Genomic DNA, 24,385 nt, shown 5'->3' on the forward strand with positions numbered 1-24,385 from the left:
CGCGTCCTTTCACTGTGTCCCGGGATCGCCGGCGGCGTCCCCGTCTTCTTCGGCCCAGGCCACCGCCATGCCGTGCGGATAGCGCAGGTCCCAGCGTTCCACCGGCGCGTCGCGGCGCTCGCGCACGACGTCGGCCGCCCGTACCAGAGCATTCAGGCGGGCCGCCTCGGCGTCCCGCCCCATCAGGATCCGCCCCCCGGACTCCAGACGGATGGTCCAGTCATGCCGACGCCCCTCGGCCACGCCGGCCACCTCCAGGCCGGCATCCGCCAGACGTGCCGACACCTCGAGGTAGCGGCGCATCAGCACCACCTGGCGCCCGTCCTGCCCCTCCAGAGCGGGCAGGTAGTCCCACTCGGCCTGATCCACCGGCCCGAAAACCCGGCCATGCCGATCGACCAGCTGCTCCTCGCCCCAGCGCGCCACCGGCACCGGTTCGCGCACCTCGACCACCAGCGTCCCCGGCCATTGCCGGCGCAGCTGCACACCATCGATCCAGGGCTCGGCGACCAGCGAACGTTCCAGCGCCGCCAGATCGGCGGTAATGAACCCCGGCGCGTGGCGACGCGCGAGTTCACGCACCCGCTCCACGTCCGCGTAGCGCGGCTCGCCGGCGATCTCGATGCTCTCCACCGGCACCAGCGCGTCCGGCTCGATGCGGGTCGTCGCCAGCAGGACCAGCACGATCGCCGCGGCCAGCACCATTCCGGCCAGCAGACGCAGGGCCGGACCGGACACGCTGCGCAGCCGCGCGAAGCGCGCTGCCGGCGGGGTGCGCCGGCGATTCATCGCAGCCCTCCGCACTGGAAACTGGAGTCCAGGATGCGCAGGCACAGGGTGTCGAAATCGATCCCGGCCTCGGCCGCCGCCTTGGGCACCAGGCTGTGATCCGTCATGCCGGGCACGGTGTTGATCTCGATCAGATGGTTGTCGCCGTGCTCGTCCTGCAGGATGTCGACCCGCCCCCAGCCACAGGCCTCCAGCGCGGCAAACGCACCCAGCGCCAGTGACTGCAATTCGAGTAACGAGCTTTCATCCAGCGGCGGCGGGCAGACATACCCCGTGCGGTCCGACTCGTATTTCGCGTGGTAGTCGTAGAACCCGCCGTCGGCGCGGATCTCGACCACCGGAAGCGGCTGGTTGTCGAGAATGGCCACGGTGTATTCGTGGCCCTCGATCCACTGTTCGGCGAAGATCTGCCCGGGCTGGCTGCGCGCCGCCTCCCACGCGGCCGGGAGATCGGCCGCCCGATCCACCCGGGTAATGCCCAGGCTCGAGCCCCCGCGGGCCGGCTTCACGATCAGGGGCAGCCCCAGCGCCTCGGCCACCGCATCCGGGTCGAACCCCGGGTTCAGCAACCGGTAGGGCGCACTGGGCAGGTTGCTCCCGGTCCACAGTCGCTTGCAGGCCAGCTTGTCCATCCCCAGGGCGGAACCCAGCACGCCGGTGCCGGTGTAGGGCATGCCGGCCAGGTCCAGGCAGCCCTGCAGGGCCCCGTCCTCGCCACACTCTCCATGCAGCGCGATGAAGACCCGGTCGAACCCCTCCAGGGGGAGGTGCAGATGCCCCATGTGCGCCCGCGTGAGATCGACCGGATGCGCATCCACGCCCTGACGTCGCAGAGCCGCCAGCACGGCGTTGCCGCTGGCCAGCGAGACCTCGCGCTCTCCGGACCAGCCGCCCATCAATACCGCCACCCGGCCATAGTCGCGGGGTTCTGCGTCGTTACGATTCATGCCGTTCCCTCGCTGTCGTCGCCCGGGTCGATGAACCGGCCCAGGATGCGTACCTCCGGCTCCAGGCGGACGCCGAACCGCTGCTCCACCGTGTTGCGCACCGTGTCGATCAGGCGCTCGATGTCTTCCGCCCGCGCCGTACCGTCGTGAGTGATGAAATTGGCATGCACCGGCGACACCTCGGCCGCGCCGGCGCGCAGGCCCTTGAGCCCGGCGGCCTCGATCAGGCGTGCGGCGTGATCGCCTTCCGGGTTGCGGAACACCGAGCCGCAGGACGGCTGACCCAGCGGCTGTTTCGCCGAGCGTTCGCGCAGCAGTTCGCGGATGCGCCGGGTACCCGCCTCCGGGTCGCCCGGGCTCAGACGCAGGGTCGCCCCGGTGAACCACAGACGCTCGCGCGGATCGAGCCCCTGGACCCGGCGGTAACCGACCCGGAACGCATCCGGGCGGCGGGTTTCCAGCCGGCCCTCACGGTCGATCACCTCCACCGATTCCACCAGGGGCCAGGTCTCGCCGCCCCAGGCCCCGGCGTTCATCTGCAGGGCGCCGCCCACGGTGCCGGGGATGCCGGCGAGGAACTCCGCCCCCACCAGGCCCTCGCGGGCACAGAAGCGCGCCGCCTGGGCACAGGCCAGCCCGCCACCCAGGAACACCCGGTCGCCGTCCAGGCGTTCGCGCTCGGCCAGAACGCCCTGCAGATGCACCACCAGCCCGGCAACGCCGCCGTCGCGCACCAGGACGTTGCTGCCGAGCCCGAGGAAGGTGATCGGCAGGTCGGGCGCGAGGCGGGCGACCTGCGCCAGCAGGTTCGCGAGATCCTCGCGGTCCGCGGGGCGGAACAGCCAGTCGGCGTGCCCGCCGGCACGCCATGAGGTCAGCGGTGCCAGCGGTGCCCGCGCCTGCAGTTCGCCGCGTGGCTGCAGCTCGTGCAGATGACGCGCCGCGGCCAGGGCAGGGTCCAGCGGTGTCATGCGCCACCTCCGGTTAGCTCTTGCGGCAGCAGGGCCGCCAGGCGACCGATGTCGCCCGCCCCCTGGGCGATGATCACGTCGTCCGCCTGCAGCAGGCCCTCCAGCACGCCGGCCACGTCCGCGGCCTGTTCCACGAAAATCGGCTCGACCTGGCCGCGCAGACGGATGGCCCGCGCCAGGCTGCGCCCGTCGGCGCTGGCGATCGGCGCCTCGCCCGCGGCATACACCTCCAGCAGGATCAGCACGTCGGTCTCCGACAGCGCCTCCACGAAGTCCTCGAACAGGTCACGGGTGCGGGTGTAGCGATGCGGCTGAAACACGGTGATCCGCCGGCGACCGGGCCAGGCATCCCGCGCCGCGGCCTGGGTCGCGGCGATCTCGCGCGGGTGATGGCCGTAATCGTCGACCAGCGTCACCGGCCCGGCCGGCCCCGCCCACTCGTGGACCTGGAACCGCCGCCCGATGCCCTGGAAGCGTTCGAGCGCCGTGGCGATCGCCTCGCGCGGGGCCTCCAGCTCCCAGGCCACGGCCGCCGCGGCCAGGGCATTGAGCACGTTGTGGCGCCCCGGGAGATTGAGGGTGACCGGGAACGGCTCGCCGGCCTCCGGCAGCTGCAGGCGGAAACGCGTCTGCACGCCCTCCTGGCGCACGTCCAGGGCGCGCACATCGGCGTCGGCATCGATCGCGTAGGTCAGCCGCGGGCGTTCCAGCTCCGGCATCAGCTCGCGCACCTGCGGGTCATCGGCGCACAGGATCGCCAGCCCGTAGAAGGGCAGGTGGTGCAGGAACTCGAGAAAGGTCTCGTGCAGCTGGCGAAAATCATTGCCATAGGTCCCCAGGTGATCGGCATCGATGTTGGTCACGATCGCGAGCAGCGGCTGCAGATGCAGGAACGAGGCATCGCTCTCGTCGGCCTCGGCCACCAGATAGTCACCCGCCCCCAGGCTCGAGTGGCTGGCGGTGGAATTGAGTCGGCCGCCGATCACGAAGGTCGGATCCATCCCCGCCTCCGCCAGCACGCTGGCCACCAGACTGGTCGTGGTGGTCTTGCCATGGGTCCCCGCGACCGCAATCCCGAAGCGGAAACGCATCAGTTCCGCCAGCATCTCGGCACGCCGCACGATCGGGATACCGCGCTCGCGCGCCGCGGCGACCTCGGGGTTGGACGGATCGATGGCCGAAGACACCACCAGCACATCGGCCTCGGCCACGTTCTCCGGCCGGTGCTCGCCGACCACGCGCACGCCCATCTCCACCAGGCGGTCGATCATCGGCGACCGCCCCAGGTCCGAACCCGAGACCCGGTAACCCAGCTGATGCAGCACCTCGGCGATGCCGCTCATCCCGGAGCCGCCGATCCCCACGCAGTGGATCCGGCGGATGCGGCGCATCGCATGTTCCGGCAGGCGCGCGTGGCTCATGATCCCTCCCCCGCGGGGCCCGGCCCCGCCAGTTCCACACAGACATCGGCGAGGCGCGCGGCACTGTCGGGGCAGGCCAGCGCCCGCGCGCGTTCGGCACGGTCGCGCAGGGTCTCGCGGTCCAGCGAGCCCAGCAGCTGCGCCAGCGCCTGCGGCTCCAGCTCGGCATCGCGGAAACGCCAGGCCGCCCCGGCGTCCACCAGGGCCTGAGCATTCGCATACTGGTGATCGTCCACCGCATCCGGATACGGCACGAACACCGCGGCCACACCGGCGGCCGCCACTTCGGCTACGGTCAGCGCTCCGGCGCGACAGATCACCAGATCCGCCTCGGCCCAGGCCGCCTCCATGTCCGCGATGAACTCGGTGACCGTGGCTTCCACCCCGGCGTCGGCATACGCCGCGCGGGCTTCTTCCAGGGTGCGCGAGCCGGCCTGGTGCAGGACCTGCGGGCGCTGTTCCGACGGCAGCAGGCCGAGCGCGGCGGGCACCGCGTGATTCAGCGAACGCGCGCCCAGGCTGCCCCCCAGGACCAGGATATTGAGCGGCCCGCTGCGTGCGGCGTAGCGCTCGCCCGGGGCGGGCAGGGCCGCGATCGCGGAGCGCACGGGATTGCCAACCCGCGTGGCGCGCACCTCGGGCGGGAACGCACCGTCGAAACCGGCGAACACGCGGTCGGCGACCTTCGCCAGCCAGCGATTGGTCAGGCCGGCCACCGCATTCTGTTCGTGAATCACCAGGGGGCGTCCCAGGGCCGCGGCCATCAGCCCGCCGGGTCCCGCGGCAAACCCGCCGAAACCGATCACCGCATGCGGGCGAATGCGCCGGAGCAGCACCAGGGCCGCCCACAGCGACAGCCCCAGGCGCCAGGGGGCAAAGGCCAGGCCGAACAGCCCCTTGCCGCGAATACCGGCGATCGGGAGGGTATGCAGGTCAATCCCGGCCTGCGGCACCAGGCGCGCCTCCACGCCCGCACGAGTCCCCAGCCAGACCACCTCGACCCCGCGCTCGCGCAGGGCCTCGGCCACCGCCAGCCCGGGGAAGACATGGCCGCCGGTACCGCCGGCCATGATCAGCACGCGCGGGGCCGTCATGCCGCACCTCCGCTCTGCCGGGCGGCGCGCGAACGCCGGCGAGGCACCGGGGCCGGTGCCGGAGTCCGCGCCTCGCGGGCCACCCGCAGTACCAGACCGACCGCAATCAGACTGACGATCAGCGAACTGCCGCCGTAGGACAAAAACGGCAGGGTCATCCCCTTGGTCGGCAGCAGCCCCATGTTCACGCCCATGTTCAGGGCCGCCTGCAGACCCAGCCAGATCGCCACGCCGAAGCTCAGATGGGCACCGAAGGCATGACCGCTGCGCTGGGCCTCCAGGCCGATGCGCAGGCAGCGCCAGACCAGCCCTGCGAACAGTGCGATCAGCACCAGCACGCCGAAGAAACCGAACTCCTCGGCGAACACCGCGAACAGGAAATCGTTATGCGCCTCCGGCAGGTAGAACAGCTTCTGCACGCTGCCGCCCAGCCCCGAGCCGGTCACCCCGCCGGAGCCGATCGCGATCAGCGACTGGGTCAGCTGAAAACCGCTCGCGAACGGGTCCTGCCACGGGTCCAGGAAGGCCGTCAGGCGAGCCATGCGGTAAGGCGCCGCAACCGCGGCGACCGCCATGCCCGCCGCGATCGTGCCCCCCAGCGCGAGGAACTGCGACAGGCGGGCGCCGGCGAGGAACAGCATGCCCATGCCGATCGCCAGCATGATCGCGGCCCCGCCGAAATCCGGCTGCAGCAACAGCAGGACGGTACCGGCCCCCAGCACCACCAGCGGACGCACGAACCCGGCCAGCTGCAGGCGCAGGGTGGAGTAATGGCGCACGATGTAGCCCGCCAGGTACATCACCACCAGCAACTTGGCCAGCTCGGCCACCTGCAGGTTGAACGCTCCCAGCGGAATCCAGCGGGTTGCCCCGTTGACCGTGCGTCCGACGCCGGGCAGCAGGACCACCACCAGGATCAGCAGGAACAGCGCCAGCAGCCACGGGCCGGCGCGTTCCCAGCGCGCCAGCGGCACGTTCCATGCCGCCACCGCGGCCATCGTACCCAGGGCGGCAAACAGCACCTGGCGCTGCAGAAAGTGCCAGGCATTGCCGAAATCACGCGCACCCATCTCCATGGAGGCCGAAGCGACCATCACCAGCCCCAGCGCCACCAGCGCCGCGGTCAACGCCAGCAGCGGCAGGTCCACCTCCTGCTGCAGGCGCCGGACCATGGGCGAAGTCGGCTGGCTGACCGGGGCGCTCATGCGGCCAGCTCCCGCACGGCCCGGGCGAAGTCGTCACCCCGGGCGCGATAGTCCGGATACATGTCCAGGCTGGCGCAGGCGGGCGACAGCAACACGGTGTCTCCCGGCTGCGCCCATTCCGCGGCATGCGCCACCGCCGCATCCATGTCGTCGACCCGCTGCACCGGCACCACCGGGGCGAGGGCACGCGCGATCAACGGTGCGTCCTCTCCCAGCAGCACTGCGCCGCGCACCTTGCCGGCCAGCTGATCGGCCAGCGGGGCGAAATCCTGCCCCTTGGCCTGGCCACCGGCGATCAGAACCAGCGGCCCGGGCGTGCCGCGCAATGCGGCCAGGGTGGCACCGAGGTTGGTGCCCTTGGAATCGTTGATCCAGTCCACGCCGTCGACCGAGGCGATCCACTGCGAGCGATGCGGCAGCCCCGGGAAATCGGCCAGCGCCGCCAGGGCCCGCGCCCGGCGCCCGGCCGAGTCCAGCCACGGCCAGACCAGGCCCAGTGCGGCCAGGGCGTTGGCCCAGTTGTGCTGGCCACGCATGCGCAGGCGCGCGGTCTCCAGCAGGGCCTGGCCGCCACGACACAGGTGCGGTCCCTCCCCGTGGCCGCCGACACAAACGCCCCAGTCGGCGTCCGCCGCCGGCACGCCCAGACCGAAGGTCTCGCGTGCCATGCCCGGCGGTGTGGTCAGTTCCGCCACCATCGGGTCGTCACGATTGAGCAGTCCGCGCCGCGCGCCGCGGAACACCCGCTGCTTGGCGCGCAGATAGGCGGCCATGTCGGGATAGCGATCGAGGTGATCCGGCGACAGGTTGAGCACTACGGCAGCAGCGGGCGCCAGATCGTGACACCGTTCCAGCTGGAAGCTGGACAGCTCCAGCACGAACACCTCCGGGTCGCGTTCCAGCAGGTCCAGCGCCGGGGTCCCGTAGTTGCCCCCCACCGCCACCGCGTAGCCGGCCGCATCCAGCAGCTCGCCGACCAGCGCCGTCACCGTGCTCTTGCCGTTGGAACCGGTGATCGCGATCACCGGGGCTCCGGCCTCGCGGGCGAACAGGTCGATATCCCCGGTGACTTCGGCACCGGCCTCACTGGCGGCGGCGATCACCGGGTGCTCCAGGACCACCCCGGGCGAGACGATCAGGCGACGCACCCCGCTCGCATCCAGGCCGTCCAGCGGGCCGACCCAACGCTCGTTCAGGATCCGCGCCAGTTCGGGATCGTCACAGGCCGGCGGCTCGCGACGGGTATCGGTGACCGCGAACGACATCCCGCGCGCGAGCAGGTAGCGCGCCACCGACTGCCCGGTGGCGCCCAGCCCGACGATCAGGTTGTCGCTTCGCACCCGTTCCATCAGCGCACCTTCAGGGTCGCCAGACCGATGAGGACGAACACCACGGTCAGGATCCAGAAACGCACGATCACGCGCGGCTCCGGCCAGCCCTTGAGTTCGAAGTGGTGATGCAGCGGCGCCATGCGGAACATTCGCCGTCCGGTCAGCTTGAACGAGGCGACCTGCAGCATGACCGAGACGGTCTCCAGCACGAACACGCCGCCCATGATCAGCAGCACGATCTCCTGGCGCGTAAGGATGGCCATCATTCCCAGCGCCGCGCCCAGGGCGAGGGCCCCGACATCGCCCATGAAAACCTGCGCGGGATAGGTGTTGAACCACAGGAACCCGAGCCCCGCCCCCACCAGCGAGGCGGCGAAGATCCCCACCTCGCCGACCCCGGGCACCGCGGGAATGCCGAGATAGTTGGCGAACACCGCATGGCCCGCGGCATAGGCGAAGATGCCCAGCGCGCCGGCGACGAGAACCGCCGGCATGATGGCCAGACCGTCCAGCCCGTCGGTCAGGTTCACCGCATTGGACGAACCGACCACCACCAGCCACACCAGCGGGATGAACAGCCAGCCCAGACTGAATTCGATGTCCTTGAACACCGGCAGATAAAAGGTGGTTTCCACCGGATCCTGGGCCGTGAGCATGATCACCCCGGCGGCCACCAGGGCGAACAGGGTCTGCCACAGCAGCTTGGATCGGGCCGACAGCCCCTGGCTGTTGCCGTAACGCAGCTTGAGATAGTCATCCCAGCCACCGACGGCGCCGAAGGCCAGCGTGGTCAGCAGCACGATCCAGACGAAACGATTCGTCAGGTCGCTCCACAGCAGGGTGGCCACCGCCACGGCCACCAGGATCAGCGCACCGCCCATGGTGGGCGTGCCGGCCTTGCTCAGGTGCGATTCGGGGCCGTCCTCGCGGATGTTCTGGCCCACCTTGCCGAGGGTCAGACGGCGAATCACCGAGGGGCCGATCAGCAGCGCGATCGCCAGCGCCGTCACCACCCCGAGGATGGCGCGCAGGGTCAGGTACTGGAAGACCGTGAACCCGGAATGGAACTGGGCGAGATATTCAGTCAGTGCGAACAGCATCCGCCGCCTCCGGGTTCACGGGCTGCGCGTCCAGCGCCTCCACGATGGATTCCATGTGCTGGCTGCGCGAACCCTTGACCAGCACGGTGGTTCGCTCGTCCAGCAACCCCTGCAGACGCGCGACCAGTGCGGCATGATCGGGGAACCACTCGCCCTGCTCGCCGAAGGCATCAGCGGTTTCGCGGCCCAGCTCGCCCAGCGCCAGGCAGAAATCGATCCCCATTGCTCGGGCCTCCCGCCCGGTGGCCACGTGCAGGGCCGCGGCATCGCCGCCCAGCTCGCCCATTTCCCCCAGCACCAGGATGCGCCGACCAGGCACCGCCGCCAGCACCTCCAGACCGGCCCGCAGGGAATCGGGGTTGGCGTTGTAGCTGTCGTCCCAGATGCGGGCACCGCCGGCGTGCTGCAGCGCCTGCAGGCGACCGGCGACCGGGCGCCAGTCGCCCAGTCCCTGCGCGATGATGTCGATCGCGGCGCCCGCGGCATTGGCGGCGGCAGCGGCCGCCACGGCATTCGCCGCGACATGGCGGCCGGGACCGGCAAGGCGGATCTCGCGGCTGGCCCCGAGGATCGTGAGGCGCAGGCGATCCGGGGCGACCCACACGCCCTCGACCTCGCCGCCCCCCTCGAGGGAGAAGCGCTGCAGATGATGGTGCTCGTTGAGCGACAGCCAGTAGTCGGCGAACGGGTCGTCCAGATTCACCACTGCGGTTCCGCCCTGGGCCGGCAGACACGAGTAGATCTCGGCCTTGGCGTGCGCCACGCCTTCCAGGCTGCCGAAACCTTCGAGGTGGGCATGACCGGCATTGGTGATCATGGCGACGTGCGGCTGGGTCCACGCGGCCATGCGGCCGATCTCGCCGGCGTGGTTGGCGCCCAGTTCGATCACCGCGAAGTCGGTATCCTCCGGCATCGCCAGCAGGGTCAGCGGTGTCCCGATCTCGTTGTTCAGGTTGCCTTCGCTGGCATGCACCCGCCCCATGCGCGCGAGGATCGAGCGCAGCATCTCGCGGGTGGTGGTCTTGCCGTTGGAGCCGGTCAGCGCGATCACCCGCGCGTGGCACCGCCTGCGCCAGGTCGCGGCCAGTCGCCCCAGGGCCTCGCCGGTATCGGGCACCACCACCTGGGTCTGCGGCAGGTCTTCGCGTGCGCGGCGAACCAGCAGCACCGGTGCCGGCAAGTCGGCGTGCAGATGGTCATGGGCATCAAAGTTCGGACCGCGCAGGGCGACGAACAGCCCGCCTTCACGCGGGTTACGCGTGTCGCTGAACACGCCGGTGAATGCCGCCCCGGCGTCCCCCTGCAGGCGCCCGCCCACGGCGGTCGCCAGTTCTCCGGCCGTCATCCGGATCATCGCTCCCCCTCCCCGGAAATCCCCTCGCGCGCCAGCCGGGCGGCCAGCTCGCGATCACTGAATGGATGAAACCGGTCACCGATCTGCTGGGTGGTTTCGTGCCCCTTGCCCGCCAGCAGCACGATGTCGCCCGGCCCGGCATCGGCGACCGCGGTACGCACCGCGGCTTCGCGATCGCCCATCTCGCGGCAGCGCGCGGGATCGTCACAGCCCTGGAGCACCGCGTGACGGATGGCCGCCGCGTCCTCGCGGCGCGGATTGTCATCGGTCACGATCACCCGGTCCGCTGCACGCATGGCCACGCGCCCCATCGCCGGACGCTTGCCCCGGTCGCGATCGCCGCCGCAGCCGAAAACCACGAACAGGCGGCCACGCACATGCGGACGCAACGCACTCAATGCGGCCTCCAGGGCCTGCGCGGTGTGGGCGTAATCGACCACCAGCTGGGCTCCGCCCGGCAGATCGTGACGCTCCATGCGCCCGGGGACCCCGGGCAGCTCGGCCACCGCGTCCGCGGCGGCCTCCCAGGCATGTCCGAGGGCATGCAGGGCGGCCAGAGTGGCCAGCAGGTTCTCGACCTGAAACCGTCCGTACAGCCGCGACCGCACCGGCACGCGCCGCCCGTCGGCAACGAGCACGAAGTGCAGCCCCTCCGGGCCGGCCTGGATCGCCTCGGCACGCGCCATCGCTGCGGAAGACTCCAGACCCCAGGTGATGTCGGTGATGCCCTCGGGCACCGGACGGCGCAGAAGCTCGTGACCGAGCTCGTCATCGGCGTTGATCACCCGCGTGCGCAGTCCCGGGCGGTCGAACAGCATGGCCTTGGCCTCGGCATACGCGGCCTGACTGCCATGGAAATCCAGATGATCCGTGCCCAGGCGGGTCAGCACCGCGACGCGCACCGGAACCCCGTCCAGACGCCCCTGGACGAGCCCGTGCGAAGAGGCCTCCAGCGCCGCGGCTTCGCAGCCTTCGCGCGCCAGCCCGGCCAGATGCCGATGGAGCTCGAGCACGCCCGGGGTCGTGTGCCCGGCCGGGCGCAGCTGCCCCGGACGCCCGACGCCCAGGGTGCCAACCAGTCCGGTCGGGGTACCCAGACGTTCGAGTGCCGCTGCAATCAGATGCGTCACCGAGGTCTTGCCGTCGGTGCCGGTCACCGCGACGATCGGTGCGGCCTCCGGCCAGGCGCCGAATACCCGCTGCGCCATGACCGGCAACAGGGCACGCAGCCCCGGCACATGAACGCCGGGCACCCCGGGCGAGCCGGCGGGGGGCCCCGCATCGGCCTCGTCCCACAGGATCACGCCGGCGCCGCGCGCCGCGGCATCCTCGGCGTGGGCCAGACCGTGCTCGCGGGTTCCCCGGAGGGCCACGAACCCGGCGCCCGGGGTCACCGCGCGGCTGTCCTGCACCAGGTCGGTCACGACCAGCGGGCCGTGGCCATCCAGGGCCTCGGGGAACTGCGCGTGCAGATCCACCCCGGCCACCCGTGGATCGGTCGCCGCGGCGGTCATGGCTGCGCCTCCTCGCCGGTGGCGAGCTGCATCGGGATCTCGGGCATCGCGTCCGGGCGCACGTTGTACATGCGCAGGGCCGAGGCGGTGACCTCGCGGAACACCGGCGCCGCGACCGCCCCGCCGTAATGCACGTCGGCGGGTTCGTCCACCACCACCGCCATCACGAACCGTGGCTCGGATGCCGGGACCAGACCGACGAAACTGGAGTAGTAACGGTCCTCGGCATAACCGCCGCGCACCGCCTTGCGCGCGGTGCCGGTCTTGCCGGCGACCCGATATCCGTCGATCACGGCCTGGCGCGCGGTGCCCTCGCTGCCCACGGTATGTTCCATCATCGCGCGCAGGCGTCCGGCGGTGTCCGCGCTCATCACCCGTTGCGGCTCGCGGGCATCATCGGCGGTCTCGACCAGGCGCACCGGCAGGCGACGTCCGTCATTGGCAAAGGCCGTGTACCCGGCAGCCAGCTGCAGCGGCGTGACCGCGAGCCCGTAACCGTAGCCGAGCGTGGCCTGCTCGACCTCGCGCCAGGCGGTGAAGTCGCGCAGGGTGCCACGCGCCTCGCCCGGAAAATGCAGGCCGGTTGCCTGCCCGAAACCGGCGCGGTGCAGCGTCTGCCAGAAATCGGCCGGCTCGGTGTCCAGGGCAAGACGCGTTGCGCCCACGTTGGAGGACCGCGCGATCAGCGTGGTCAGGTCGATGGTGCCGTAGTCGCGCAGATCACGGACCGTCAGACGTCCCACCTGCATCGTGCCGGGCGCGGTGTCCAGGGTCACGTGAGGGTCGACCGCATCGGCATCCAGGGCCGCCGCGACGGTAAACGGCTTGATGACCGAGCCGGGTTCGAACGCGTCCACGACCGCCCGGTTGCGAGCGCGATCGGAGCGGATCGAACTGCGATTGTTGGGGTTGAAACCGGGCTGATTGACCATCGCGAGGATGTCGCCGCTGCGCGCATCCAGCAGCACGGCCGATCCGCCGCGCGCGTCGTGGCGCTGCACCGCGGCCTTGAGTTCGCGGTAGGCCAGGAACTGCAACCGGGCGTCCAGCGTCAGCCGCAGGGGGTTGCCTTCGCGCGCCGGACGGATGCTGGCGACGTCGCGGATGGTACGACCATGCCGGTCGCGCAGTACCCGCTTGGCGCCCGGCTGCCCGGAGAGCCAGTAGTCGAACGCGAGCTCGACCCCTTCCTGGCCCTGGTCGTCGATGTCGGTGTAACCCAGCACATGCGCGACCGCCTCACCATGCGGATAGTAACGGCGAAACTCGCGCGTCAGGGACACCCCGGGGACGCGCAGGGAGGCCACCGCTTCGGCCCGGGCCGGCAGCATGTGCCGACGCAGATAGACGAACTCGCGGTCGGCGCGATTTTCGATGCGCTCCGCCAGGGTCTCGCGGTCCATGTCCAGGGCCGCGGCCAGCTCGCCCCAGCGTTCGCGCGCCTCCAGCAGCGCCCCCGGATGCGCCCACGCGGTCTGCACCGGTGCCGAGATCGCCAGCGGTTCGCCGTGGCGATCGGTAATCGCACCGCGGTGGGCGGTCTCGGTCAGCGTGCGCACCTGGCGCGCCTCGCCCTGGGCGGACAGGAACTCGCTCTTGAACATCTGCAGATCGGCGGCGCGCAACACCAGCGCGATCAGCATCAGGACCAGCAGGACCACCAGCGCCCGCAGACGGCCCATCGAGATTTCGCGTTTCAGCGCGCCCATGCGTCCCTCCCGATCACCACGAGGCGATCCGCATCGGGGCGCAACATGCCCAGCTCCTCGCGCGCATGACGCTCGATACGCCCGGGCGTCGCCCAGGTGGACTGCTCGATCTGCAGCCGGGTCCATTCCAGGTTGAGCCGGTCGCGCTCGGCCAGCACGGCCTGCTGCTCAACGAACGCCTGACGCGCCTCGTGGCGCGCCACCACCACGCCAATCGCCGACGCAAACGCGCCCACCGACAGCGCGACGATCGCGAGCCCGCGCCAGACCATCAGTTGCGCTCCGCCACGCGCAGCACGGCCGAACGTGCCCGCGGATTGCGTTGCTGTTCCCCGGCATCCGCCCGCACCGGCTTGCCCAGCGGGCGCAACGGGCGCGGTGCCGCCTCCGGCATGACCGGCAGCCCGCGCGGGATGCGGGGGGCATCGTCACGGTCCCCGCGGAAGGCCCGCTTGACCATGCGATCTTCCAGCGAGTGGAAGGCAATCACCACCAGGCGCGCCCCGGCCGGCAGGACCTCGGGGATGGTTTCCAGCCACGTCTCCAGCTCGCGCAGCTCGGCGTTCACGTGGATGCGCAGGGCCTGGAAGGTGCGCGTCGCGGGGTGCTTGCCGGGCTCGCGGCGCGGCACCGCGGCACGCACCAGTTCCGCCAGGCGCGCCGTGCGGCTAATCGGACCTTCGGCACGGGCGCGCACGATCGCGCGAGCGATGCGCCGCGAGAAACGCTCCTCGCCGTACTGGTAGATCACGTCCGCGATCTCCTTTTCCTCGGCGCGCGCCAGCCAGTCGGCCGCGCTTTCGCCGGACGACGGGTCCATGCGCATGTCCAGCGGGCCGTCATGCTGGAAACTGAAACCGCGCGCGGCATCGTCCAGCTGCGGCGATGACACCCCGAGATCGAGGAACACGCCATCCGGCCGGCGATCCGGGTAGCGCTGCCGCAGCAGCTCGGCCATGGACGAGAACGGCGCGGACTCGAACGCGAAACGCGGATCCCCCAGAAACGAAGAGGCGGCCTCGGCCGCCTCGGGATCCCGGTCCATCGCCAGCAGGCGACCGTCCGGCCCCAGACGGTCAAGCAAGGCGCGGCTGTGCCCGCCCCTTCCGAAGGTGCCGTCCACGTAGAAACCGTCAGCGCGCACCGCCAGCCCCTCGAGCACGGCGTCCAGCAGGACCGGAACATGGGCCTGTTGCGGTTCCTGCATCACAGCGAGATCGACTCGAGTTCTTCGGTATCGATGCCATCCTCGAACATCTCCTCGCAGCGCTGATCCCAGGTCGCCTGATCCCAGATCTCGAACTTCTTGCCCTGACCCAGCAGGGCGACCTGCTTGTCCATGCCGGCAAACTTGCGCAGCGGCTGCGGCAGCAACAGGCGCCCGTTGCCGTCAAGCTCGCAGTCGGAGGCATGCCCGACCAGCAGGCGCTGCAGGCGGACCACGGCCGGCTTCAGGTTGGGGCGCGACATCAGGTTCTGCTCGACCCGCTCCCATTCCGGGCGCGGATACACCAGAAGACAGCGATCCGGGTGAACCGTAACCACCAGCTGGCCGTCGCAGGACGCCACGAGCTCATCGCGATAACGCGCCGGCATGGCCAGGCGTCCTTTCGCATCCAGATTGAGCTGACTGACGCCTCGAAACATGGCCGCTGGCGGTGGAATCCCACCTTCTCCCACTTTTCCCCACTTGAATCCACTATAGGTACACCCCTGTTGAGGGTCAAGGAAAAACGGGCTTGCACGAGAAAAATAAGCCTTGCATCACAGAGACTTACGAGACGCGGTCAATGCGACGGGAGAGGACCGGAACGGACCGTTGAAAACCAGGAGCCTGGCGATCACTCTTGAGAAATTACTTGATGATTTCGCGAGCACCCGGCCGGGGCGCGCGAGACACGCGGGGACAATGGTGGGGAAAAGTGGGAGCCGGCCTGTAAGCCGGGTTCTGTCGAGAACGATCATTCATCTGGGACGTCCGTCACCGGACGCCTCAAGCAGCCTACCCGGGTGCGATGCGGGCCACACCATGCACCCCTATTTGGCCTTGCTCCGGACGGGGTTTACCGTGCCACGGACTGTTACCAGCCGTGCGGTGCGCTCTTACCGCACCATTTCACCCTTGCCTGTGCCCGGACGAGCCGGGCCATCGGCGGTATGTTTTCTGCGGCACTTTCCGTCGGCTCGCGCCGCCCAGGTGTTACCTGGCGTCCTGCCCTGCGGAGCCCGGACTTTCCTCCACGCCACGCGGGCGCAGCGACCGCCCGGCCGACTCCCGCCTCCCTTTTACCCGCGCCCTGCTCCCGATGCAAGGATATCCGGGGCAGTCAGGCGGGATCATCGCCCTGTTCGCGGTCCGCCTGCTGCAGTTCCAGCGCGCGGGCGTAGAGCCGGTTGCGCGGCAGCCCGGTGGCATCGGCCAGCAGGCGCACGGCCCGCTTGACGGGAAGCTCGGCGACCAGGCCGGCCAGCAGCCGTTCATGTTCACCCGACAGCGCGTCGCCGTCTTCGTCGACGGTCGGCGCCGGGGCCAGCACCAGCACGAATTCGCCGCGGGTGCGCCAGGCATCCGCCTCCAGCCATTCGGGCAGGCAGCCGGCCGGACCGTAATAATGTTCCTCGTATTGCTTGGTCAGCTCGCGCCCGAGGAACACGGAGCGGTCCGGCGCCTGCGCGGCCAGCTCCCGGGCCGCCGCAAGGATGCGATGCGCGGACTCGAACACGATGCCGGTCTGCGGACGCGCCAGCAGTTCGGCCAGGCGCCTTTCGCGCGCGCCCGCGGCGTGCGGCAGGAAGCCGTCAAAACAGAACCGGTCGCTCGGCATCCCCGAGACCGCCAGCGCGGCCAGGGGGGCGCTCGGGCCGGGCACCGCGCGCAGGGCATGGCCGGCTTCGCGGGCCCCGCGGACCAGGCGAAACCCGGGGTCCGACACCAGCGGGGTGCCCGCATCCGAGATCAGCGCCACATCTTCGCCCGCGGCCAGCTGCGCGAGCAGCCCCGCGACGCGCTGTTCTTCATTGTGTTCGTGCAGACTGACCAGCGGCGTGTCGATGCCCAGCGGCGCCAGCAGCGCGCGGCTGTGACGCGTATCCTCCGCCGCGATGCGCGAGACATGCGACAATACATCCCGGGCGCGCTGTCCCAGATCGGCCCGATTGCCGATCGGGGTGGCCACCACCCACAGGGTTCCGCCCTGCGTTGACACTGTTTCGCGCGCTTCCAATACTGACTCCTTATCGCCAATCCGATGTCTGCCGTGAACCGACTCCCGCTCCCGCTACGCCCGCTACGCCGCTCCGTGCCGGGCCCGGGCCTGACGCGCCCGCTCATGGTACTGCTGGCGGCCGGCCTGATGGCCGCCTGCGCTGCGCCGCAACCGGATCCCGCGCCGACACCGGACCCGGACCCCGAAATCCCGGCCGAGATCGAGCTGGCCCCGGAGCCGCTGGCCGAGCATCGGCTCGAGCAGATCGAGGCGTTGCCGGACGAGCAGGCCGAGCCGGAGGAATTGCGGGCCGCGGTCGACGCGGTGCTGGCACTGGACCCGGTCCCGGAACCGCTGCTGGAACGCGCGGAGGCGGCCTGGATCCGCCTGCCCGACGCGGAGCCACGCCCGCTTGCCGACCGCGTGCGCGGCGGCTGGCTGGCCTGGCACCGCGGGGAGGCCGACCTCGCGGCCGAGCGCCTGGGGGCCGACGATCCGGACGATCCGACACGCACCCCGGAATTCCATCGACGCGGTATGGAGCTGCATGCCCGGCTGCTGGAATGGGAACAGCAATGGTATCAGGCCCTGAATGTGCGATTTCGGCTGGATTCGCTGCTGACCCTGGAACCCGATCTGCAGACCGCCAACCATGAGCGGATCTGGGGCCTGATGGCCGCCCTGCGCCCGACCCAGCGGGAACGACTCGAGCGCGAGGACATCGTCGGGGCCGATGGCTGGCACGAACTGTTTGGGGGACTGGGCCGGGCGGACGATGCCGCTGCAGCGGAAACGTTTGCCCGACGCTGGCAGCAAGCCTTCCCCCGGCATCCCGCGAACAGCCACCTCCCGGAGCTGCTCGCGGCGTCGCCCGCCAGCGCGGACCCGGCCGGAGATACGGTGGTCCTGCTGCCATTGTCGGGCAATCTGGCCGACCTGGGGGAGGCGGTTCTCGACGGCATCACCCGGGCTCATTACGCCGACGGCCAGGGGCAGCTCCGGGTGCGCGATACCCGCGGCGATCCACGCCAGGCCGTTGCCCTTTATCGCGATGCAGTACTCGAAGGTGCCGATCACATTATCGGCCCGCTGCAGCGCGATGCCGTCGCCGCGGTCGCCGACCTCGAGGATCATCGGCCCGGGGTGCTCCTCAACCGCACCGCCAACGCCCTGCCGCGCGGCGTAACCACACTGGCGCTGGATCCCGAGGCCGACGCCCGCGCCGTGGCCGACCGCGCGGCTCGCACCGGCTGGGGCGCCGGCCTCGGCATCATCGCCGAGGGGGCCTTCGGTGATCGCCTGGCATCCGCATGGTCACTGGCCGCCGAGGAACACGGGGCACCCCCACGGGAGGTGGCGCGAGTGGACACCCGTGCCGGGGACCTCAACGACCGCATCGCCGCCCACGTCGGGATTGATCGCAGTCGCGAGCGCATTGCGTCGGTGTCCCGCCGCCTCGGACTCGGCCTCGAAGGCGACCCGCAGATCCGCGCCGATGTCGGTTACATCTTCGTCGCGGGAAGCGCTGCCGACGTACGCCGCATCGCGCCGCATCTGCACTTCCACCAGGCCTCACGCCTGCCGATGATGTCCACACCACATGTCTATCCCGGTCGCCCCGACGCCTCGCGCGACCGCGATCTCAACGGGATCGCGTTCCCGGATGCGCCCGGGCTGTTCACTGAAATCGCCGCGCTGGGGAACACCGGAGCCGAGCCGCTGCGGGAACAATCCGGGCTGCCGCGCTTCTATGCCCTGGGCATGGACGCCCGGCGCCTGGCCGTACGCGCCGATACAAGCTACGCGGCCCCGCATACAACGCTCGTCGGTACCGCCGGCGAGTGGCAACTCAACCCGTTGACCGGTGACTGGCAGCGGACGCCGGCCTGGGCGCGGTTCGTCCGTGGTGAACCCCGGCGGCTGGATGCCGGAACTCCCTCCGACTGATGTTCCGTCCGGGAGAATCCGGCCAGCAGGCCGAACAACGCGCCGCGCGCTATCTCCAGGATCGCGGGCTGCGCCTCGTGGCCAGCAATGTCCGGCGTCCCTGGGGCGAGCTGGATCTGATTCTGCGCGAGGGGGACACCGTGGTCTTTGTCGAGGTCCGCATGCGCAGCAATCAGGATTACGGAGGCGGACTGGAGAGCGTCGACCGGCGCAAGCGCCGCAAGCTGGTGCGCATGGCGGAAACCTGGATGCTGGAGGAAGACTGGAACGGCCCGGCGCGCTTCGACGTGGTGGCGCTGGACGGTGATGGCGGCGTGGAATGGATCGTGGACGCGATCCGGGCGGACGACTCATGAGCGATCTGGCGCGCGAGATCGAACGCCTGCTGTCGCCGGAGGACCGCCTGCTGGACCCGGCGGACTGCTGGGCCTATGGCGCCGATAATTCGCGCCTGCACGCCGCGCCCGAAGCCGTGGCGTTCGCCCGCGACAGTCAGACCGTCGTCGAACTCGTCCGCCTGTGCCGGCGCCTCGGGGCGCCGCTGGTGGCGCGCGGCCGGGGCACGGGCACAACCGGCGCGGCGGTTCCCGACCGCGGCGGACTGGTGCTGTCCCTGGAGCGCATGAACCGCATCGTGGATGTGGATCCCGCGAATCGCTGGCTGATTGCCGAACCCGGGGTCACCAACGCCGAGATTCAGGCCGCGGCAGGCGAACACGGTTTCTTCTGGCCCCCCGACCCGACCAGTGCCGCGTATTGCACCCTGGGAGGGAATCTCGCCTACAACTCGGCCGGGCCGCACGCAGTGAAGTACGGAACACCGCGCGACAATACGCTTGGTCTGGAGGCCGTCGCGGGCACCGGGGAACACTTTCGCACCGGCGTACGCACCACCAAGGGTGTGGTCGGCTACGACCTCACCCGCCTGCTGATCGGCTCGGAGGGAACTCTGGGGATCATCACCCAGGCGACCCTCAAGCTGACACCGCGCCCGGAGTGTACCCGCCTGCTGCAGGCGGTCTACCCGAGCATCGATGCGGCGGCCCGGGCAGTCGCAAGACTGATGGCACGCGCGGAATCGCCTTCGGCGCTGGAGTTCATGGACCGCTCGGCGATCGGGATGATCCGCGGGTATGGCGGGGTGGAACTGCCGGAAGACGCCGGGGCCATCCTGATGATCGAGGCCGACGGTCCCGCCGAGATCATCGAGACCCGGACCGACGGGATCCGCGGGGCGGCCGCCGAAGGGGCCCTGAGCGTGGATGTCGCGGACACACCGGAGGCGATGGAGCGTCTCTGGCAGGTACGCAAGGCCCTGTCACCGGCGCTGCGGACCATTGCCCCGAAGAAGATCAACGAAGATGTCGTGGTGCCGGTATCGCGGATCCCCGCCCTGATCGGCGGCCTGGAGCAACTGGCCGAGCGGCACGCCATCCGCATCGTCAATTTCGGCCACGCCGGCAACGGCAACATCCACGTGAATCTGCTGGTCAATCCGGACGATCCGGAAGAGATGCAACGGGCCGAAGTGTGTCTGGATGAAGTGTTCCGCCTCGTCCTGTCGCTCGACGGCAGCCTGTCGGGGGAACATGGTGTGGGACTGGTCAAGCGACCGTTCGTGGATCGCGAACTGGATCCGGCCGCACTGACGCTGATGGAAGGGGTGCGGGCGGTGTTCGATCCGGACGGGATCCTCAATCCGGGGAAGGCGCCGCCCGCGCCGTGACGCGCGTCCTTACTTGACCACGGTCAGGGACGGGCCGCCCTTGCGCCGGGGCGCCTCGTCGCCGCCCTCACCCGCGTCGTCGCCGTCATCCGGCGGCCCGTCTCCGGGACCGGGGTCCGGATCCGGCCCGGGCTCGCTGCCGAACATCATCCCCTGGCCGTTCTCGCGCGCATAGATCGCCATCACCGCGGTCTGCGGCACGAAGACATCCATCGGACTGCCGGCGAACCGTGCCGAGAACGACACGTACTCGTCCCCCAGCTCCAGACCCTGCACGGCCGTGGGGCCCACATTCAGGGTGATCTTGCCCTGCTCGACGAAGGCGTCCGGCACGACCGTGCCGTCGACCGTGGCATCTACCAGCAGGTGCGGTGTCATGCCGTTGTCGGTGATCCAGCCCCACAGGGCACGCAGCAGATAGGGGCGGGAAGAAGTCAAAGCCGCAGCTCCCGTTCGGCTTCGGTCAGGCTGATGGAGAAGGATTCGCGCCGGCACACCCGTTCGGCATAGTCCTGGATCGCCTGCGGCAGGCTTTCCAGTTCGATGCCCACGGCCGGCAACCGCCAGATGACCGGGGCGATGGCCGCATCCACGATACTGAACTCGTCACTCAGGAAGTACGGCTTGAGTTCAAAGATCTCGCCGGACGCGATGAAGCTCTCCTTGAGCACCTTGCGGGCCTTGCTGACCCCGGAACCCGAAGCCTTCGCGAGGTTGTCCAGTCCCTCGTACCAGTCGCGCTCGACGCGATAGAGCGCCAGACGCGCGGCCGCGCGCGAGACCGGATCCACCGGCATCAGTGGCGGATGCGGGAAGCGTTCGTCGAGATACTCGGTGATGACATGGGTCCCGTACAGGGCCAGATCCCGGTCCACCAGGGTGGGGACCTCGTTGTACGGGTTCAGGTCGGAGAGATCTTCGGGCATGTCGTCGGGCCCGAGATTGACCACGTCCACCGCGATGTCCTTCTCGGCGAGGATGATGCGCACCCGGTGACAGCGCACGCAGTCGTGTGCAGAAAACAGCGTCATAACGGAACGGCGGTTGGCGACCAGCGCCATGGCATTCTCCCTAGCCCGGCATGGGGTTCCGCCGGGTCGACGGTACAGGATGCCGGCGCACCCCGGTCCTCCGGGGCACGCCGACTACGGCTCGTCCCGCCTAGTGTACGTCCTTCCAGTATTCCTTTTTCAAGAAGTACGCCAGCACGGTAAAGAAGGCGAGGAAGATCATCACGAAGACCCCGATCCGCTGGCGCTCCAGCTGCACGGGTTCGCCGATGTACGACAGATAGGTAACGATGTCGCGCACCGCTCGATCGTATTCGGTCGGACTCATGCTGCCGCTCTCGACCAGCTCCAGGCGTTCGTTGCCATCCTCGTCCTCGACCAGCTCCTGCCAGCCCTGCTTGTGCCACAGGACATGCGGCATGCCGACATTACTGAAGATGGTGTTGTTGGCGCCCAGCGGACGGGACTCGTCGCGGTAGAACGACTTGAGGAAGGTATACAGCCAGTCCTCGCCGTGGATGCGGGCGGTCAGGGTCAGATCCGGCGGGACGACGCCGAAGGCCTCTTCGGCATAGTCGTCTTCCATGGCGATCTCCATCAGCGAACCGACACCTACCGGCTCACCCTCTTCGTCGGTGACGAAGATGAAGTGCTCTTCCATGTGCTCTTCGGTCAGGCCGATACCCTTGCCGACCCGGTTATAACGCTCGTACTTGGTCGAGTGGCATCCCATGCAGTTGTCCGCGAACAGGCGGGCACCCCGCTGCAGCGCGTTCTGGTTGGAGATGTCCACGTTGGCCGACATCAGCTCGCTGGCGCCGGCGGTACCCGCCGGCCCCATGAACAGGGCCGCAAGGCCCACGAAGGTTGCAGCAATCAGCTTTTTCATCACGAAGTCACCCTTTGCGGAACGGCACGGTCACGGCCCAGACCACGTGCGAACACGGGGGCCACCATGGTCACGAACAGATAAACGGTCGGGATGAGCCAGCCCCACATGATCAGGGAGGCTTCGTCCGGATCGAAGCGGACCACGTCGTAGAACGTGTAGATCGCGACCAGCACCAGGAATGCCAGGATGCTGAAGCCGGCCGAACGCTCCCGCGACAGGAACCACAGCAGGAAGAAGAACAGGAAGTACACCTGAGCGAAGCGCAGGCTCATGTCGCTCACCGCGGTGGTGGCCTGCTGCAGGCCCAGCCAGCCGAGGATCACGAACGCAACCACGAACACCGCCAGGTTGAACTTGGCCGCGAACGAGCGATAGCGCATCGACTTGACGGGGTTCCGGTCCAGCCAGGGGATGACGAACAGGATCACCACCGCGGCCCCCATGGCCACCACGCCCAGGAACGGATCCGGCACGGAGCGCAGCACCGAGTACATCGACGTGAAGTACCAGACCGGCGGGATCAGGTCGGGGGTCACCAGCGGATCGGACGGGATGAAGTTGTCCGGCTTCAGGAAGTAGCCGCCACCCTCGGGGGCGAAGAACACGATGGCAAAGAAGACGATCAGGAACACGCCCACGCCCACGATGTCCTTCACCGTGTAGTACGGGTGGAACGGGATGCCGTCCTTCGGAATGCCGTTCTCGTCCTTGTGGGCCTTGATCTCGACGCCGTCGGGGTTGTTCGAACCCACCTCGTGCAGCGCGATGATGTGCGCGGCCACCAGCAGGATCAGCACCAGCGGCAGGGCCACCACGTGCAGGGCGAAGAACCGGTTCAGCGTGGCATCCGAGAGCAGGAAGTCACCGCGAATCCAGGTCACCAGCTCCGGCCCGATGTACGGGATGGTCTGGAACAGGTTCACGATCACCTGCGCGCCCCAGTAGGACATCTGGCCCCACGGCAGCAGGTAGCCGGCGAAGGCCTCGGCCATCAGCACGACGTAGATCAGCATGCCGAAGATCCAGATCAGCTCGCGCGGCTTCTTGTAGGAGCCGTACAGGAGCGCCCGGAACATGTGCAGATAGACCACGACGAAGAACATCGAGGCGCCGGTGGAATGCATGTAGCGGATGAGCCAGCCCCATTCCACGTCACGCATGATGTACTCGACGGACGAGAAGGCGAGCTCCGCGTCCGGCTTGTAGAACATGGTGAGGAAGATGCCGGTGACGATCTGGATGACCAGCACCAGCAGGGCCAGCGAGCCGAAGAAATACCAGAAGTTGAAGTTCTTCGGCGCGTAATACTTGGCCAGGTGGTCGTTCCACATCTGGGACAGGGGGAAGCGTGCGTCCACCCAGCCCAGGAAGCCGCCCTGGATCTTTTCGTCCGGATTACTGGCCATCAGACGGTCCCTCCTTCTTCGTCGTCTTCACCCACCAGGATCACGTCGTCCGTGAGGTACTTGTACGGCGGGATCACGAGATTGGTGGCCGCCGGCATGTTGGAGTAGACGCGTCCGGCCATGTCGAAGCGGGAACCGTGGCAACCGCACAGCCAGCCGCCCTGCCAGGCGGCCCCCATCTCGGGATCACCGATTTCCGGACGATAGCTCGGCGAGCATCCCAGATGGGTGCAGATGCCGATCACGACCAGGAACTCGGGATCGATCGAACGGTGTTCGTTCTGGGCGTAAGGAGGCTGCTGCTCCTCGACTTCGGAGTGCGGATCGCGCAGACGGTCCGTGATCTTGGACAGCCCTTCGATCATCTCGTCCGTGCGCCGGACCACCCAGATGGGCTGGCCGCGCCACTCGACGGAGATGCGCTGGCCCGGTTCGATCTCGCCGAGGGCGACCTCGACCGGGGCTCCGGCCGCCTGGGCGCGCGCACTCGGCTGCAGGGACGCCAGCATCGGTGCGGCTACTGCAGCCACACCGGCCCCGCCCACGACCGAAGTCGCGGCGACGAGGAACCGGCGACGGCCTCGATTTACGCCTTGGTTTGCCATGTTTGTCTCTCCAAACAACGTGTTGAAAGCGTGATGCGAGGATGCACCCGCCGGGCGCAGCCTGCTCGAAGGAGCCTTGTGGCTCTCTTGTTCGGACCCGACGGGCGGGCAGGAAAATCGTAATAGAATTCCCGAACACGCTAATAAGGTCAAGTACG

23 protein-coding genes and 1 other RNA gene are annotated in these 24,385 nt (G+C 69.2%); 3 read left to right on the forward strand and 21 right to left on the reverse strand.

All coding sequences use genetic code 11. From position 1 onward, the window contains the following. Positions 1-9: 9 nt before the first annotated feature. The 16 genes from F787_RS0100090 to rsmI form a co-directional block, all read right to left on the reverse strand. Positions 10-789, reverse strand: coding sequence for a cell division protein FtsQ/DivIB (locus F787_RS0100090; RefSeq protein WP_051245961.1), 780 nt, complete (start codon positions 787-789; stop codon positions 10-12). After that, positions 786-1,736, reverse strand: a complete 951-nt coding sequence (locus F787_RS0100095; RefSeq protein ID WP_024328179.1) for a D-alanine--D-alanine ligase — start codon at positions 1,734-1,736, stop codon at positions 786-788. Before F787_RS0100095 ends, F787_RS0100090 begins: the two co-directional genes overlap by 4 nt. Beyond that, entirely contained in the window at positions 1,733-2,707 is a 975-nt protein-coding gene (murB, locus tag F787_RS0100100) for a UDP-N-acetylmuramate dehydrogenase (protein ID WP_019570411.1), read from the reverse strand. The genes F787_RS0100095 and murB overlap by 4 nt, the downstream gene beginning before the upstream one ends. Next, positions 2,704-4,128, reverse strand: coding sequence for a UDP-N-acetylmuramate--L-alanine ligase (murC, locus tag F787_RS0100105; RefSeq protein WP_018869875.1), 1,425 nt, complete (start codon positions 4,126-4,128; stop codon positions 2,704-2,706). The genes murB and murC overlap by 4 nt, the downstream gene beginning before the upstream one ends. Then, positions 4,125-5,222 (reverse strand): undecaprenyldiphospho-muramoylpentapeptide beta-N-acetylglucosaminyltransferase, encoded by a 1,098-nt coding sequence (murG, locus tag F787_RS0100110; protein ID WP_028490942.1) that lies wholly within the window; start codon positions 5,220-5,222, stop codon positions 4,125-4,127. Before murG ends, murC begins: the two co-directional genes overlap by 4 nt. Further along, the gene (ftsW, locus tag F787_RS0100115; protein ID WP_026332678.1) at positions 5,219-6,427 is read right to left on the reverse strand and encodes a putative lipid II flippase FtsW; all 1,209 of its coding nucleotides are present in this window, start codon (positions 6,425-6,427) and stop codon (positions 5,219-5,221) included. Before ftsW ends, murG begins: the two co-directional genes overlap by 4 nt. Then, entirely contained in the window at positions 6,424-7,776 is a 1,353-nt protein-coding gene (murD, locus tag F787_RS0100120; RefSeq protein WP_028490943.1) for a UDP-N-acetylmuramoyl-L-alanine--D-glutamate ligase, read from the reverse strand. The genes ftsW and murD overlap by 4 nt, the downstream gene beginning before the upstream one ends. Then, on the reverse strand, positions 7,776-8,858 hold the full coding sequence (gene mraY / locus F787_RS0100125; RefSeq protein ID WP_028490944.1) for a phospho-N-acetylmuramoyl-pentapeptide-transferase: 1,083 nt from the start codon (positions 8,856-8,858) through the stop codon (positions 7,776-7,778). The genes murD and mraY overlap by 1 nt, the downstream gene beginning before the upstream one ends. Then, complete coding sequence (murF, locus tag F787_RS0100130; protein WP_028490945.1) at positions 8,839-10,212, reverse strand: UDP-N-acetylmuramoyl-tripeptide--D-alanyl-D-alanine ligase; 1,374 nt, start codon at positions 10,210-10,212, stop codon at positions 8,839-8,841. The genes mraY and murF overlap by 20 nt, the downstream gene beginning before the upstream one ends. Beyond that, positions 10,209-11,726, reverse strand: coding sequence for a UDP-N-acetylmuramoyl-L-alanyl-D-glutamate--2,6-diaminopimelate ligase (locus F787_RS0100135; protein ID WP_028490946.1), 1,518 nt, complete (start codon positions 11,724-11,726; stop codon positions 10,209-10,211). Before F787_RS0100135 ends, murF begins: the two co-directional genes overlap by 4 nt. Next, positions 11,723-13,435: a penicillin-binding protein 2 gene (locus tag F787_RS0100140; RefSeq protein WP_028490947.1), complete on the reverse strand. Its 1,713-nt coding sequence runs from the start codon at positions 13,433-13,435 to the stop codon at positions 11,723-11,725. The genes F787_RS0100135 and F787_RS0100140 overlap by 4 nt, the downstream gene beginning before the upstream one ends. Continuing rightward, a complete protein-coding gene (gene ftsL / locus F787_RS0100145) occupies positions 13,423-13,707 on the reverse strand; it encodes a cell division protein FtsL (RefSeq protein WP_018869867.1) in 285 nt (94 codons plus the stop codon). The genes F787_RS0100140 and ftsL overlap by 13 nt, the downstream gene beginning before the upstream one ends. After that, positions 13,707-14,642 (reverse strand): 16S rRNA (cytosine(1402)-N(4))-methyltransferase RsmH, encoded by a 936-nt coding sequence (gene rsmH, locus F787_RS0100150; protein ID WP_028490948.1) that lies wholly within the window; start codon positions 14,640-14,642, stop codon positions 13,707-13,709. Before rsmH ends, ftsL begins: the two co-directional genes overlap by 1 nt. Beyond that, positions 14,642-15,082, reverse strand: coding sequence for a division/cell wall cluster transcriptional repressor MraZ (gene mraZ / locus F787_RS0100155; RefSeq protein WP_019021436.1), 441 nt, complete (start codon positions 15,080-15,082; stop codon positions 14,642-14,644). The genes rsmH and mraZ overlap by 1 nt, the downstream gene beginning before the upstream one ends. 274 nt (positions 15,083-15,356) lie before the next feature. Beyond that, positions 15,357-15,711, reverse strand: an RNA gene (gene rnpB / locus F787_RS16090) — RNase P RNA component class A. A 51-nt stretch (positions 15,712-15,762) separates the two neighbouring features. After that, positions 15,763-16,659 carry a 16S rRNA (cytidine(1402)-2'-O)-methyltransferase gene (rsmI, locus tag F787_RS0100160; RefSeq protein ID WP_081694053.1) on the reverse strand — a complete coding sequence of 299 codons (897 nt, stop codon included), beginning with the start codon at positions 16,657-16,659 and terminating at the stop codon, positions 15,763-15,765. Positions 16,660-16,764: 105 nt separating this feature from the next. On the opposite strand from rsmI, the gene F787_RS0100165 reads away from it, so the two are divergent. Genes F787_RS0100165 through F787_RS0100175 form a run of 3 tightly spaced genes read left to right on the forward strand, consistent with a single transcriptional unit; the run spans position 16,765 to position 20,314 of the window. Next, complete coding sequence (locus F787_RS0100165; protein WP_042805506.1) at positions 16,765-18,588, forward strand: penicillin-binding protein activator; 1,824 nt, start codon at positions 16,765-16,767, stop codon at positions 18,586-18,588. Continuing rightward, on the forward strand, positions 18,588-18,944 hold the full coding sequence (locus F787_RS0100170) for a YraN family protein (RefSeq protein WP_019570421.1): 357 nt from the start codon (positions 18,588-18,590) through the stop codon (positions 18,942-18,944). The genes F787_RS0100165 and F787_RS0100170 overlap by 1 nt, the downstream gene beginning before the upstream one ends. Next, a complete protein-coding gene (locus tag F787_RS0100175; RefSeq protein WP_028490951.1) occupies positions 18,941-20,314 on the forward strand; it encodes an FAD-binding oxidoreductase in 1,374 nt (457 codons plus the stop codon). The genes F787_RS0100170 and F787_RS0100175 overlap by 4 nt, the downstream gene beginning before the upstream one ends. Positions 20,315-20,323: 9 nt before the next feature. On the opposite strand, the gene F787_RS0100180 is transcribed toward F787_RS0100175, so the two are convergent. From F787_RS0100180 to petA, 5 genes are all read right to left on the reverse strand, one after another. Further along, on the reverse strand, positions 20,324-20,752 hold the full coding sequence (locus F787_RS0100180; RefSeq protein WP_028490952.1) for a ClpXP protease specificity-enhancing factor: 429 nt from the start codon (positions 20,750-20,752) through the stop codon (positions 20,324-20,326). Beyond that, positions 20,749-21,375 (reverse strand): glutathione S-transferase N-terminal domain-containing protein, encoded by a 627-nt coding sequence (locus tag F787_RS0100185; RefSeq protein ID WP_018869859.1) that lies wholly within the window; start codon positions 21,373-21,375, stop codon positions 20,749-20,751. The genes F787_RS0100180 and F787_RS0100185 overlap by 4 nt, the downstream gene beginning before the upstream one ends. A gap of 100 nt (positions 21,376-21,475) precedes the next feature. Next, the gene (locus F787_RS0100190; RefSeq protein ID WP_018869858.1) at positions 21,476-22,213 is read right to left on the reverse strand and encodes a cytochrome c1; all 738 of its coding nucleotides are present in this window, start codon (positions 22,211-22,213) and stop codon (positions 21,476-21,478) included. After that, the gene (locus tag F787_RS0100195) at positions 22,213-23,622 is read right to left on the reverse strand and encodes a cytochrome bc complex cytochrome b subunit (protein ID WP_018869857.1); all 1,410 of its coding nucleotides are present in this window, start codon (positions 23,620-23,622) and stop codon (positions 22,213-22,215) included. The genes F787_RS0100190 and F787_RS0100195 overlap by 1 nt, the downstream gene beginning before the upstream one ends. Further along, entirely contained in the window at positions 23,622-24,227 is a 606-nt protein-coding gene (gene petA / locus F787_RS0100200; protein ID WP_026279485.1) for a ubiquinol-cytochrome c reductase iron-sulfur subunit, read from the reverse strand. Before petA ends, F787_RS0100195 begins: the two co-directional genes overlap by 1 nt. Positions 24,228-24,385: the final 158 nt, after the last annotated feature.

It is taken from the genome of Thioalkalivibrio sp. ALE19 (genome assembly GCF_000428605.1).
GTDB lineage: Bacteria > Pseudomonadota > Gammaproteobacteria > Ectothiorhodospirales > Ectothiorhodospiraceae > Thioalkalivibrio.